The sequence below is a fragment of the Flavobacterium sp. ASV13 genome (assembly GCF_000745775.1).
Lineage (GTDB): Bacteria > Bacteroidota > Bacteroidia > Flavobacteriales > Flavobacteriaceae > Flavobacterium.
In genome coordinates this window covers 223,577-237,232 of sequence record NZ_JQJY01000002.1, presented here as the reverse complement: position 1 = coordinate 237,232, position 13,656 = coordinate 223,577, and the positions used below count along the sequence as shown (strand labels likewise).

The window sequence follows — 13,656 nt, the reverse complement described above, 5'->3', positions numbered from 1 at the left end:
TAAAATGTTATAAATTATTTATCGAACAAAGTTAAACAAATTAATGTTTAAAATGACGCGTTCCTGTAAATACCATTGCAAGATTATTTTCGTTGCAATAATTTATGCTTAATTCGTCTTTTATCGAACCTCCTGGCTGAATTACAGCAGTAATTCCTGCTTTTTTAGCTAATTCTACACAGTCCGGAAATGGGAAAAATGCATCACTCGCCATTGAAGCTCCAGTTAAATCAAATCCAAATGCTTTCGCTTTGTCTACAGCCTGCATTAATGCATCGACTCTTGATGTCTGACCTGTACCTGATGAAATTAGTGTTCCGTTTTTTGCGAATACAATAGTGTTTGATTTTGTATTCTTGCAAATTTTCGAAGCAAAGATCAAATCTTCGATCTCCTGAGCAGTAGGTTCTGTTATTGTAACGGTTTTTAAATGCTCTTTATTATCCGTAATATTATTTCTGTCCTGAATTAACAAACCATTAAGACAAGTTCTTACTTGACGATTTGGTAATTCAACTTCATTTTGAATTAAAATGATTCTGTTTTTCTTCTCTTGTAAAACAGTAACTGCTTCATTATCATATGCTGGAGCGATTACCACTTCGCAGAATAATTTGTTGATTTCCTGTGCAGTTTCTAAATCAATTTTTGTGTTAGAAATTAACACTCCTCCAAAAGCAGAAGTAGGATCACAAGCCAAAGCTGCTAAATAAGCTTCGCTGATTGTTTTTCTAGAAGCCAATCCGCAAGCATTATTGTGTTTTAAAATCGCGAACGTTGGTCCGTCAGTTTTAAATTCAGCAATTAAATTTACTGCAGCATCAACATCTAATAAATTATTGTATGATAATTCTTTTCCGTGAATTTTGTTGAATATTGCGTCAAAATCTCCAAAGAAGAAACCTTTTTGGTGAGGGTTTTCACCGTATCTTAAAACTTGACCGTTTGCAATGCTTTCTTTGTAAATAGTCTCGTCTGTGTTGAAATAATTAAAAATAGCTCCGTCGTAATGAGAAGAAACGTGGAATGCTTTTGTAGCCAACAATCTTCTGTTTTCAAGAGTTGTTGCTCCGTCTTGCTCTGTAATCAAATCTAAAAGAAGACTGTATTCGTTGACTGAAGCAACAATTACAGTGTCTTTGAAATTTTTAGCACCTGCACGGATTAGTGAAATTCCGCCGATATCAATTTTTTCGATGATATCTTGTTCGCTTGCACCTGAAGCAACTGTTTTTTCAAAAGGATACAAATCAACAATTACCAAATCAATTTGAGGAATGTCAAATTCTTTCATTTGTTGAACATCGCTCTCGTTATCCTGACGGTTTAGAATTCCTCCAAAAATTTTCGGGTGCAATGTTTTTACTCTTCCTCCAAGAATTTCTGGAAAAGAAGTAATATCTTCAACAGGAACTACTGGAATTCCAAGGTTTTTAATGAAATCTTCAGTTCCTCCAGTAGAGTAAAGTGTTACATTTTGTTCGTGTAATTTTCTAACGATTGGCTCTAATCCATCTTTCGAAAAAACAGAAATTAATGCTGATTGTATTTTTTTAGTTGTGCTCATTGTGTAGTTATGATTTTTGAGACTGCAAAAGTAGTTTTTTTAAATATTATTTTAAAGAAAATTAATGTAACATTATGCTAAAAAAATCTACTGATGAGTAAGTTAACTTTTATTAGGTTTTTGATTTTAAATTATTGAATTTTACTTTATTGAAAAATACTACTATATGCTTCTTTACCTTCGATTATTAAAAGAAAGTCTGAGCTTTGCTATAAATGCTTTACGAAATAATAAATTAAGAACTTTATTGTCGCTCTTGGGGGTTACAATTGGTATTTTTTCGATTATTGCTGTTTTGGCTGCCGTCGATTCTTTAGATAGAAAAATTTCTAAAGATTTGAGCAGTTTAGATAAAAATACGATTTATTTAATGAAATATTGCTTTGGTCCATCTGAAATTCCACAATGGAAGAGAGAGCAGTTCCCAAATGTAAAATATGATGAATATATTGGTTTGAAAAATTCGCTAAATAACACCGATCAGGTAGGTTATCAGCTTTTTGTAGCCAGAGAAAGTTTAAAGTACGATTCGAAAACTGTTGCCGATGTGAACATTATTCCATCTTCATTTGAAATGGTCGATATTGACGGATTAAGTTTTGATAAAGGAAGATTTTACAATGAATCTGAATCTAACTCAGGAACGGCTGTAATTGTTTTGGGATATGATATTGCCGAAGGACTTTTTGGAACAAGTGATCCTCTCGGAAAAAATATTCGTTTGTACGGACAGCGTTTTACGGTTATTGGTGTAATTGCAAAACAAGGAGCAGGATTTTTTGGGGATAGTAATGATACTTCGGTTTATTTGCCTGCAAATTTCCTTCGACGCATGTATGGCGATAGTGATGCGATGACGCCAGTAATAGTTTTGAAGCCTGTTAAAGGTGTAGATATGGATGCTTATAAAGCTGAAGTTGCGCAAAAACTTCGTGCCACTCGTGGCATGAAAGCAGGCGAAATGGATAATTTCTTTGTAAATGTCCTTTCTGGTTTTACTGATTTTATTGATGGAATTTTGGGTACTTTAAGAACTGCCGGAATTTTTATCAGTATTTTTTCCTTTTTAGTTGGTGGTTTTGGAGTTGCGAATATTATGTTTGTTTCTGTTAAAGAACGTACTAATTTAATTGGAATTCAAAAATCATTAGGAGCAAAAAACCGTTTTATATTATTTCAATTTTTATTTGAAGCTGTTATGCTTTGTTTAATTGGCGGTATAATTGGTTTGTTTATTGTTTGGCTTCTTTCGCTTCTTTTGACTAATTTATTAGAATTCGAATTTGTTTTAAGTTTCTGGAATATCTTTATTGGAGCAGGATTGTCCATTTTCGTAGGTATAATTTCAGGTATCCTTCCAGCAGTTTCAGCAGCAAATCTCGATCCGGTTGAAGCGATTAGAACAGGAATGTAATATTGTTTTTGTGTTATTTTACTGTAAATTTTGATGCGTAAAAATAATTAGATACTTTTGATAGAGTAAGAACTTAAATCGCTAAATAAATGAGCTTTAACCTTAAATCTGTTGATACTGTTGAGTCTATTTCCAAAGAGGATTTTAAAAAGAATTATTTGGATAAAAGAAAGCCTTTAATCATAAAAGGGCTTACAAAAGACTGGCCTGCAAGAGAAAAATGGTCAACAGAATATTTTAAGCAGATTGCAGGTGATATTGAGGTTAAATTGGTAGATAATTCAAAAGCAGATCCGAAAAAAGTAATCAATGCTTCGATTGCGAGTATGAAATTTGGCGAGTATCTTGATTTGATAAAACGTGAGCCAACACAACTGCGTATTTTTTTCTTCAATCTTTTCAAACACAGACCCGAATTAATTGACGATGTAAAAATTCCGAAAGAATTAATGGGCGGTTTTATAGAAAGCATGCCAGCCATGTTTTTTGGAGGCTCAAAGGCAATTACTTTTTTGCATTATGACATTGATTTGCCGCATCTTTTTCATACTCATTTTGGAGGACGAAAACATATCATACTATTTGACAATAAATGGAAAAAACGACTTTATTGTCTTCCAAATACAACTTACGCATTAGAAGATTATGATGTAGCAAATCCTGATTTTGAAAAATTTCCTGCGCTAAAAGGTGTTGAAGGATATGAGGTTTTTCTGGAACATGGCGATACTTTGTTTATGCCAACGGGAATGTGGCACTGGATGCGATATATAGACGGTTCTTTTTCTTTAACACTTCGTGCTTGGGATTCATCGATTTCTCGAAAAATTGCAAGCGTTTGGAGTTTATTTATGCACGGTGCAGTTGACAGTGCTATTAAGGTTGTTTTTAGAGAACGTTATGCAATCTGGCGTGAAAAATTAGTTTTTAAAATTGCAGAAAAAGAATTAAAAAAGGATTTGAAAAAAGCGGGGTAATTTAAAGATTGTATTTAGGAAATGAAAAATTCCGTAGGAATGAAATATTGGTAGCGACGGAATTTATTCCGTTGAAAAATGAAATTCCGCGTTCAGAAGTTCCGTAGGAACGATATGTGTTTGTTTTAATGGTTTAATTTTGGTTTTGTAAAAGGAAGCTGTATTTTGTTCTCATCCCATTTAATATCTTCGGAATAATAAAATTTATTGTTTTTTTTATATTTAAGAACCGTATCTTCTTCTTGAGTAGTTCTTCTGATTAAGTATGTGTCTATATTGTTTTTATTTATGAAATTAAAAAGAGAACTGTTTTTAATAGTGTCACATTGAGATGCAATCGTTAAAATTCGTCTGTCTTTTTCTTTAGTAAGTATGTTTTCAGAAAGAAAATCATTTAAACTCTTTTGAGGTATTCGAACAATGTCATTGGGTTTTAAGCCTATAAGATGAGGAAGAGTATCATATGGAGAGCGAGTACCGCACATTTTTACTATATTATCTCTTTGATAGAAATAAAAATTTCCTTTTTTATCAATTATAAGCTGGCTTTCACCATAAATTCTTCGAGGTGGTATTACGATTAGATTACTGTTGCTGTTTTTTAATGAATCACTATGTTTTTGAAGTTTTTTATTTTCATATGAAATAATATAAGTAAAATTATGTTCAATTGCCTGGTCTTCTTTTTTGGCGCAATTCCAAAGAAGAAAACAAATCATAAAACCAATTAAAGGTCTCCACATAGAAATAAGATTTAAAATAAAGATATAAAAAAATCCCAAGAAGTGATTTCTTGGGATTTTCTATTTTGTATAGTTTAAAAAACTATCGAATATCATTATTTTGAATCAAATCGATATATAAGTTAATCTTATCTTTCAATTCTTTTCTAGGCGTGATAAAGTCTAAGAAACCGTGCTCTAAAAGAAACTCAGCAGTTTGGAAACCTTCTGGTAAATCTTTTCCTGTAGTGTCACGAACAACACGTGGACCAGCAAAACCAATCAAAGCGCCCGGCTCAGAGATATTGATATCTCCTAACATTGCGTAAGATGCAGTTGTTCCACCCGTTGTAGGGTCTGTACAAAGAGAAATGTAAGGTAATTTAGCTTCAGCTAATTGAGCCAGTTTTACAGAAGTTTTTGCTAATTGCATTAAAGAATAAGCAGCTTCCATCATACGAGCTCCACCAGATTTAGAAATCATTACAAAAGGAAGTTTGTTTTTGATCGCGTGATCAATTCCTCTTGCAATTTTTTCACCTACAACAGCTCCCATAGATCCACCAATAAAAGCGAAATCCATACAGCAAATTACAAGTTCTCTTCCTTTAGATTTTCCTACTCCCGTACGTACAGCGTCTTTAAGATGAGTTTTTTCCATTACATCTTTCAATCTTTCTGCATATTTCTTTGTATCCACAAAATGCAGAGGATCTTTTGATGTCATGTTTTTATCTAACTCAACAAATTCGTTGTTGTCGAATAAAATTTCAAAATAGGTTGCGCTTCCAATTCGAACGTGAAAATCATCTTCAGGGCTTACGAATAAGTTTCTCGCTAATTCGTCTGCATCAATAATTTTTCCAGTTGGAGATTTGTACCACAATCCTTTCGGAACGTCCATCTTGTCTTCTGTAGCGGTCGTAATCCCTTTTTCTTGTCTTTTAAACCAAGCCATTTTTTTAATTTTAGAATGTAGATTTTAAAGTTTAGATTTCAATCCTATTTCAAAAATTAGATTTCAGGCTTTTTTAGAAGTCTGAAATCTAAAATCAGAAATCTAAATTTTAAAGCGTGTTTACGTTATTTAAATCAGCAAAAGCTTGTTCAAGTCTTGCGTTGAATGTTACTTCGCTTTCACGAACCCATCTTCTTGGATCGTAATATTTTTTGTTTGGAGCATCAGCACCTTCTGGGTTACCAATTTGAGATTTTAAATAGTCAAGGTTTTTAACCATATAATCACGAATTCCTTCAGTATATGCAAATTGTAAATCTGTATCGATGTTCATTTTGATAACTCCGTAGCTAATTCCTTCTCTAATTTCTTCAAGTGTAGAACCTGAACCTCCGTGGAAAACGAAATCAACTGGATTGTGTCCTGTGTTGAATTTGTTTTGTACGAAATCCTGAGAATTTTTTAAGATTTTTGGAGTTAATTTTACGTTTCCTGGTTTGTAAACACCGTGAACGTTTCCGAAAGCAGCTGCAATTGTAAATTTAGGACTTACTTTAGATAATTCTTCGTAAGCGTAAGCTACTTCTTCTGGTTGAGTATATAATTTTGAGCTATCAACATCAGAGTTGTCAACACCATCTTCTTCACCACCTGTAATACCAAGCTCGATTTCTAATGTCATACCCATTTTGCTCATTCTTGCTAAATACTCTTTACAGATCTCGATGTTTTCTTCGATTGGCTCCTCAGACAAATCGATCATATGAGAACTGAATAATGGTTTTCCTGTTTCTGCGAAATGTTTTTCAGAAGCATCTAATAAACCATCAATCCAAGGCAATAATTTTTTTGCGCAGTGGTCAGTGTGTAAAATTACAGTTGCACCGTAAGCTTCTGCCAAAGTGTGAATATGTTTTGCTCCAGCGATTCCTCCAGCGATAGCCGCTTTTTCACCTGCGTTAGATAATCCTTTTCCAGCGTTGAATTGTGCTCCTCCGTTAGAAAATTGAATAATAACTGGTGCGTTAAGTTTTGCTGCAGTTTCAAGTACACCGTTGATTGTGCTTGATCCAGTAACGTTTACTGCAGGAAGTGCAAATCCTTTTTCTTTTGCATAGTTAAAAATCTCCTGAACTTGGTCTCCTGTAGCAACTCCTGGTTTGATATTGTGTGCCATTGTAATTTTTTTTATAGTTGTTTTTAGTTTTTAGGTTGCAAAAATAAGAATTAATTAGCATTAGAATGGATAATTTATTCCAAAATTTAAAACCGAGTGACCAAAATTGTATTCTTTAAACCATCTGTCTCCCTTCTCATGTGCCGGATTATAGGTCTTGAAGCCTAAATCTAATCGAACAACAAAGAAGCTTAAATCGTATCGTAATCCAAATCCTGAGCCCAAAGCGATTTCAGCTAAATCGTTTACGCCAGAAAATTTTGCCTTCTCATCGATGACATTATCGAGCACATTCCAGATATTTCCGGCGTCTGCAAAAACGGCTCCTTTAACATCTCCAAGAATTTTAAAACGATATTCGGCACTAAAAGCAATCTTCATATTCGCCTCATTAAAATCATCCATTGCGTCTGTACTTCCCGGACCCAATGAGTAAGGTTGCCACGCACGGTTGTCATTTGAACCTCCTGAATAATAACTTCGTGAAAACGGAATATAATTAGAGTTTCCAAAAGGAATTGCAATCCCAAAGAAGCTTCGTACCGCAAGCACATTTTCTTTTCCAAAATCCCAATGCTTGATATAATCGAATTCGGTTTTAATGTATTCAGAATATTCTAAATTAAATATTTCATAATTGCCATTTGTATTTTTAGGCAGACTCGCAATGTTTGAAATGGCTGATAACAAAGTCCCCGCCGATTCTATTTTGGTTTTAAATTGATAGAAAGTATTATCTGCTAGGTCTTTTTTAGTTGTTTTAGTGAATGTATAATTTGTCGCTAAAATAAAGTCATTTTCAGTCAAACGAACTCTTCGTTCTTCAATACTTTCCACATCTCTATACAGAGGATCTCCAGGAAGCAAGGCTGTTTGCCCGGTTAATACATCATTAGTAAAGCCTGTAGTTCCTTTAGGTATAGTCAGATCTTTTCTCGCTTGTTCTTCTGGTGTATCTCCCCAGTTGATAGGTTTGGTATTATAGTCTTTACCAATACCGTTTAATTCATCATATGAAGATGTATAAACATTAAAATAGTTGTTTGGATTTAAGTTTCGAACATATTGTGCGTTAAGCAATTCTAATTTTGCAGTGTTATGACGTTTTGGGGACCAATTATACGCGATTCCTCCGGTAAAGTTTTCTTTATCTAAACCTATATTTCGTTGTTTAGAAAAACCGCTTGATATAGATGTAGAAGGAATCATCCTTTTCGGAATAATTTTTTCGGTTCCAAAAGGCATTAAAATTCTTGGGAAATTTAATTTCATATCAAGTCCATATTCTGAAACATTGAAGAAATTATTATTTGGATTCGCCATGTCTTTTGATGAACCAATATTCATTCTTGCCGAAATTTCCAGTGTTTCAGCACGGTTAAATACATTTCGGATAGTTTCAGAAATACTTGCCCCAATACCAAAATCCTGAATATTAGAGTGTGTCACGTCAAGTGTTGCTCCAAAACTGTATTTTTTTCTTGGTGTCAAATAGACATTGGCAATTAAAGACTGTGCGGTCGAGTCTCTTTTATCAACTTCGTATTGTATAGAAGGATAATTGAAGATTTTTAAATTGTTCAAATATCTAGAAGAAAGCGTTGTTCTCGTGTCAGAGAAAATACTTCCTTTTGTAATAAAAATAGCGTCGGTAATAGCTCTCGGTTTGTATTTGATTTTTTTATAACCATACAAATTAAAGTTGTTGTACGAAATACTATCGTTGATTTTTGATTTTGCATTAGCCGGTGAATAATCAGTATAAATATTTACATCGCTGATTTTGTACAATTTAAAAGGTTCTGTGCGGCTGGAATCTTTCTCTTGTATGCTATTGTTGTTGATGATTAAGTTTACATCGGCTTTATTTTGTTTGCCAATTGTATCAATATCAAAAGTCACATATGTAGGCTGAAAATAGTAAGCCCCATTATTTCTGAAATAAGTTGTAATACGATTTTTTTCTTCCTCAAAATCTGTTGTTTTGTATTGATTCCCAGATTTTAAGACAGAAGGTTCTTTACTATTGTGATACAAAGAATCTAAGGCTGGAGTCAAAATCGTAGTTCTGATCGAGTCTAATGTATATGCAGGCCCAGTCGTAATATTGTAATTAATTTTAGCTCTTTTAATTCCGATAGTATCAATAGTATAGTCTGTTTGTACTTTAAAAAAACCATTATTTAAATAGTAGTATTTTAAGCGAAGCAACGTTTTTTTTGTTTTTGCGGTATCAATAATTACCGGTGCTTCACCTGTGTTTTTTAAGAAATCATTCAATCCTTTATTTATAAAAGACTGACCAAGACGATCAACTTGCTTTGCTGAAAGTACTTTTGACCAACGTTCATATCGGCCAGGATGATTGTCAAATTTTGCCTGATAAGTAGAATCTGGGTTTAAATTGGCTAAATTGTATAAATTTAAACGTAATTTAAAGCCTAGTAACTTTCCGTTTGGCTTTTGATACATTTGATTTGAAGCAGTTTCGTCATTTGAAGACTGTCCGTTTACAAGAATATTATTTTTTACAAGAAGGTTTTTTCCATCTGGAACTCTTTTTACAGCATTACAAGCACAAATAAGTGTTGCTATTAGAATAAATGCTGTTATTTTTGTGGAATTATTTTTCAAGTGTTTATAAATATTTAATTCAAAAGTACATTATTTTATGGTTAGTAAAAACCAAATAAAACTTATCTCAGGCTTACATCAAAAAAAACAACGTTTTGCAAATCAATTATTTTTTGCTGAAGGAGTAAAAGTAATTCAAGAATTGTTGCAATCCAATTTTGAATTAGAGCATTTGTACACCACGCAAAATGATTTTGAAACAGTTCAGTCTTCAAAACGAACGCTCATTAATGAACAGGAGCTAAAAAAAATAAGTGCTTTGTCGACTCCAAATTCTTGTTTGGCTGTATTCAAAATCCCTGCCGAAAATAAAATAATCGATTCAGGTTTGATTTTGGCTTTAGACGATATTCGTGATCCTGGAAATTTAGGAACAATTTTACGTCTTTGCGACTGGTTTGGCATCAACCAAATTATTTGCTCTAAAGAGACTGTAGATATTTATAACCCAAAAGTGGTTCAGGCTACAATGGGATCTATAACCAGAGTAAATGTAAATTATGTTGATTTGAAAAACTTTATCGCCCAAACAAAACTACCAATTTTTGGAACTTTTATGGACGGCGAAAACATTTATAAATCAAATTTGCCTCAAAACGGAATCATTATCATGGGTAATGAAGCCAATGGAATTTCGGCAGAAATTGAAAAAATGGTCACAAGCCGACTCACAATTCCTAGATTTGGAGAGCTGCAAAAAACCGAAAGTTTAAATGTAGCCACCGCAACAGCAATTATTCTCAGTGAATTTAAACGAAATTGTTAGCTATTTGTTTTAGTGAAAAGTAAAATTTATTAAAATAGCTCTGGATTTCATAGAATCGATGTTTCCTGTCCACGGGCTATTCGGGTCATTGTCTCTTACTAATTCATCAGTTATTCCAAACATTCCCCTAATAGAAGGAGAAAAAATGAAATATTCTGTAAAGAAATCAATACCAACACCTATTTCATAAGCGGCTGTCCAAGGTTTTACTCTGAATTTTTGTTGTGAATTATCATCTTGAGACTTTGAATTGCTCGACAAATTCAGCGTAGTTGACATTCCGCCAACTAAATACGGACGTATATTTCCTGTGCGCAACGAAGAGAACTTCAATAATAAAGGGAAATGAATGTAAGTACTGTTCACTTCTCTCAAATAGTCATTTTGAGCAGTAAAATTTGGATAATATAAATCACGTTTCGTATAGTACAAACCTGGTTCAAAACGCAGATTTATGTATTCCTGCAATCTTAAATCTGCTACGACACCAACATTAAATCCGGTAGTTTTTTTTACTTGAATATCCTGGTTCACAACATTTTTATAGTCAAATTTAAAGTCAAAGCTGTTGAAGCCCAAATAATACCCAAAATAAAGGCGTTGTTTTTGCCAGTTTTCAAGATTAATGATAGGGTCTTTGCTGAACATGCTTTTAGCAAATTGCGAATATCCTTTTGTCGATAAGACTAATAAAATTAAGATTACTGTTTTTTTCATACTATTTTTTAGAAGCAGAATAAATGGTTGCAACTCCAAAGGTTTGAGGCATAGCCACAACATCTATAAACCCAATTTTTCTCAAAATATTGTTTAATGCTTCTCCGTAAGGAAAAACAGCAGCAGATTCTGATAAATAGCCATAAGCCGAGTTATCTTTAGAGAATAATTTCCCGATTATAGGAAGTATATTTTTGCTGTAAAATTTATATCCTTGTTTATATGGAGTTTTATCTGGAACTGAAGTTTCTAGAATAACGAATACACCATTTGGTTTTAAAACCCTTAAAATCTCAGCAAATCCTTTTTCTAAATTTTCAAAATTTCGAACACCAAAACCAACAGTTATAGCATCAAAATAGTTGTCCTCAAAAGGAATATTTTCAGAATCGCCTAAAACTAAATCAATTGTATTAGATAGTTTTCTTTCTTCAACTTTCTTTTTTCCAACTTCAAGCATTCCTGCCGAAATATCTAAACCAATTATTTTTTCGGCTTTGGTTTGCGCCATTAAAATTGCAAGATCACCAGTTCCTGTAGCAATATCAAGAATGATTTTTGGCTTAGTATCAGAAACTATTTTTAATACTTTTTTTCGCCATTTAACGTCAATCCCAAATGAGATGACACGGTTCAAATTATCATAATTACCAGAGATGTTGTCAAACATTTGGGCAACCTGTTCTTTCTTCCCTAAAGAAGAGTCTTTATATGGAGTTATTTTTTCAGACATTTTTTTTATTTAGGCAAATATAATACAATCTAACTTAACTGTAATTGGCTTTTTTAAATTGTAAATCAAATGTTTTAAAAGAAGGACTTTTATTGTTATAAGTCTTCTTGTTTTGCTGATTTAAGGCATCACCAAAAACGGGTATTTTTTTAAAATCACTAAAAGTGGGTATTGTGCAATGCTGGATTTATGTCCAAATTTGTCAAAGATAAAAAGATAGAAATTTAATGATTGATTAAATAATGACTTAAATCAGATGGTTGCTTTTTTTGCGCTGGTAATCCATTTGTTCTTGTAAGTAGTTTTGAAATGTTGTCCTTAAAACCAACATTCTTTTTAAAGTGCAAAGTACGTTCTTAGGATTAAATTTGTTTTTGGAAATTTTAATTTTCTTGCCTTTAATATCTTAGTGGTATTTGTTATTAAAGGCGTTTTTGAGACTTGCTCTCAATTAACATTTATGTTATTCAGTTATTTCAAATGTTTTTAAACATTTGTGATTTTTTTTACCAAAACTATTTCTCGAAAGAGTCAAAATCTAAAATCAATCTTTTTTAAAAAACATCCTTCAAAAGAGGATGTTTTTTTATTTACGGATATAAGTTTCGTAAGTGTAATCATAAAGATGTTTTTCATCTTTGAAATTTTCTTCAGATTCTACTAAAATCCATTCATTTTCGTCGATTTTTGGAAAAAAAGTATCCGCATCAAAAGTATGATGAACTTTTGTTATTTCAATAATATCAGTAAATGGTAAAGCAAGATTGTAAATTTCGCCTCCACCAATAATATAAGAATCTTCATTTTCAGGACAAACAGCAATAGCTTTTTCAATGCTGTCGACTATAATACAACCTTCGGGATTGTAATCATTTTGTCGGGTTATGATAACGTGAGTTCTATTTGGTAAAGGTTTCGGGAAGCTTTCAAAAGTTTTTCTTCCCATTATAATATGATGATTTGTTGTCAGAGATTTGAATCTTTTAAAATCATTTGGCAAATGCCATACTAAATCATTGTTTTTTCCAAGGGCATTGTTTTCGGCTACAGCCGCTATCATTATAATCATGGCATTCTAAACTAAAAATTATTTCTGAGTATCCTCATTTATTTTGGATTCTAATTGACTGATCCTTTTTTGTTGTAGTGCAACAAGTCTGTCAATTTGTTCTCTTTCCCATTTTTTGTTCATAAATCGATCTGTAATATAGACTTTTATAAAATGTAAAATGAATAAAAAGAGCCATATCGTAATTCCCCAAATACACCAATTTTGATTTGTTCCAGCTCCAAAACCAAAAAATCTATTAGCAACAAATAAAAATAAACTTCCTATCAGGAAAAGCACAAAATGAAAATATAGGATTTTCTTTTGTCTAATTCTTCTTCTGGCATATTCATACTGTTCTTGTACTTCTTTTTCCATAGGATCTTAAATGAAATGAGGTTATAAAGTTAAAATTTATTTTGAAAAGAAGGAATTTTGATCCTATAATATTTGCTATTGAATAAGTTAAGAATTTGAAATCAAAAAATTATCATGGATTAATTTATGGATATGATTAAAATAAATAAGCATTTTTGCTATTCTCGTAAATCGGATATGGAGATGCTGAAACTTCAGCTGATTTTGCGTAATTTTAGATATATCAATCTAAAAACTAATTAGTTATGTCTTTAAAGAAACAATTTATCAAAACAAAACCAGTAGTAAAAGTTACCTTTTCTGTCGAAGCTAAAGATGCAAGTAAAGCTGCTGTAGTTGGAGATTTCAATAATTGGAATCCGGAAGAAGGAACTTTGAGTAAATTAAAAAACGGAACTTTTAAAGCTACTTATGACTTAGTAAAAGATGCCATTTACGAATTTAAGTATTTAATTGACGGTGTTTATGTGAACGAGCCTGAAGCAGATTCTTATAAATGGAATGATTTTGCCGGAAGCGAAAATAGTGTTGTGACGGTATAAAAAAATCCGCTTAAATTTTTAAG

The 13,656-nt window shown here is 32.4% G+C and carries 13 protein-coding genes; 4 read left to right on the top strand and 9 right to left on the bottom strand.

Features of this window, described 5'->3' with window-relative positions; genetic code table 11:
* Nucleotides 1-40: 40 nt before the first annotated feature.
* Entirely contained in the window at nucleotides 41-1,567 is a 1,527-nt protein-coding gene (gene purH / locus GQ47_RS04785) for a bifunctional phosphoribosylaminoimidazolecarboxamide formyltransferase/IMP cyclohydrolase (protein WP_035645682.1), read from the bottom strand.
* A 166-nt stretch (nucleotides 1,568-1,733) separates the two neighbouring features.
* Here purH and GQ47_RS04780 point away from each other — a divergent pair, with 166 nt between their 5' ends.
* Together GQ47_RS04780 and GQ47_RS04775 are read left to right on the top strand one after the other, a co-directional pair.
* Nucleotides 1,734-2,981: an ABC transporter permease gene (locus GQ47_RS04780; protein WP_035645679.1), complete on the top strand. Its 1,248-nt coding sequence runs from the start codon at nucleotides 1,734-1,736 to the stop codon at nucleotides 2,979-2,981.
* Nucleotides 2,982-3,070: 89 nt separating this feature from the next.
* Nucleotides 3,071-3,958 (top strand): cupin-like domain-containing protein, encoded by an 888-nt coding sequence (locus tag GQ47_RS04775; RefSeq protein ID WP_035645676.1) that lies wholly within the window; start codon nucleotides 3,071-3,073, stop codon nucleotides 3,956-3,958.
* Between the two features lie 125 nt (nucleotides 3,959-4,083).
* Here GQ47_RS04775 and GQ47_RS04770 read toward each other — a convergent pair whose 3' ends face one another.
* The 4 genes from GQ47_RS04770 to GQ47_RS04755 form a co-directional block, all read right to left on the bottom strand.
* The gene (locus GQ47_RS04770; RefSeq protein WP_035645673.1) at nucleotides 4,084-4,701 is read right to left on the bottom strand and encodes a hypothetical protein; all 618 of its coding nucleotides are present in this window, start codon (nucleotides 4,699-4,701) and stop codon (nucleotides 4,084-4,086) included.
* Nucleotides 4,702-4,783: 82 nt separating this feature from the next.
* On the bottom strand, nucleotides 4,784-5,638 hold the full coding sequence (accD, locus tag GQ47_RS04765) for an acetyl-CoA carboxylase, carboxyltransferase subunit beta (RefSeq protein WP_026728501.1): 855 nt from the start codon (nucleotides 5,636-5,638) through the stop codon (nucleotides 4,784-4,786).
* A gap of 109 nt (nucleotides 5,639-5,747) precedes the next feature.
* Nucleotides 5,748-6,815 carry a class II fructose-bisphosphate aldolase gene (gene fbaA, locus GQ47_RS04760; protein WP_035645669.1) on the bottom strand — a complete coding sequence of 356 codons (1,068 nt, stop codon included), beginning with the start codon at nucleotides 6,813-6,815 and terminating at the stop codon, nucleotides 5,748-5,750.
* A gap of 60 nt (nucleotides 6,816-6,875) precedes the next feature.
* Entirely contained in the window at nucleotides 6,876-9,449 is a 2,574-nt protein-coding gene (locus GQ47_RS04755; RefSeq protein WP_051951362.1) for a translocation and assembly module lipoprotein TamL, read from the bottom strand.
* 37 nt (nucleotides 9,450-9,486) lie between these two features.
* On the opposite strand from GQ47_RS04755, the gene GQ47_RS04750 reads away from it, so the two are divergent.
* Complete coding sequence (locus GQ47_RS04750) at nucleotides 9,487-10,215, top strand: TrmH family RNA methyltransferase (protein WP_035645666.1); 729 nt, start codon at nucleotides 9,487-9,489, stop codon at nucleotides 10,213-10,215.
* 9 nt (nucleotides 10,216-10,224) lie between these two features.
* Here the strand turns inward: GQ47_RS04750 and GQ47_RS04745 are convergent, their stop codons facing one another.
* The 4 genes from GQ47_RS04745 to GQ47_RS04730 form a co-directional block, all read right to left on the bottom strand.
* Nucleotides 10,225-10,932, bottom strand: a complete 708-nt coding sequence (locus GQ47_RS04745; RefSeq protein WP_035645664.1) for a type IX secretion/gliding motility protein PorT/SprT — start codon at nucleotides 10,930-10,932, stop codon at nucleotides 10,225-10,227.
* A gap of 1 nt (nucleotide 10,933) precedes the next feature.
* Nucleotides 10,934-11,665 carry a bifunctional demethylmenaquinone methyltransferase/2-methoxy-6-polyprenyl-1,4-benzoquinol methylase UbiE gene (gene ubiE, locus GQ47_RS04740; RefSeq protein ID WP_035645663.1) on the bottom strand — a complete coding sequence of 244 codons (732 nt, stop codon included), beginning with the start codon at nucleotides 11,663-11,665 and terminating at the stop codon, nucleotides 10,934-10,936.
* A 586-nt stretch (nucleotides 11,666-12,251) separates the two neighbouring features.
* The gene (locus GQ47_RS04735; protein WP_035645661.1) at nucleotides 12,252-12,734 is read right to left on the bottom strand and encodes a dihydrofolate reductase; all 483 of its coding nucleotides are present in this window, start codon (nucleotides 12,732-12,734) and stop codon (nucleotides 12,252-12,254) included.
* Nucleotides 12,735-12,752: 18 nt separating this feature from the next.
* Nucleotides 12,753-13,091, bottom strand: coding sequence for a 2TM domain-containing protein (locus GQ47_RS04730; protein WP_035645659.1), 339 nt, complete (start codon nucleotides 13,089-13,091; stop codon nucleotides 12,753-12,755).
* Nucleotides 13,092-13,336: 245 nt separating this feature from the next.
* On the opposite strand from GQ47_RS04730, the gene GQ47_RS04725 reads away from it, so the two are divergent.
* A complete protein-coding gene (locus tag GQ47_RS04725) occupies nucleotides 13,337-13,633 on the top strand; it encodes an isoamylase early set domain-containing protein (RefSeq protein WP_035645657.1) in 297 nt (98 codons plus the stop codon).
* The last annotated feature ends 23 nt before the right edge of the window (nucleotides 13,634-13,656 follow it).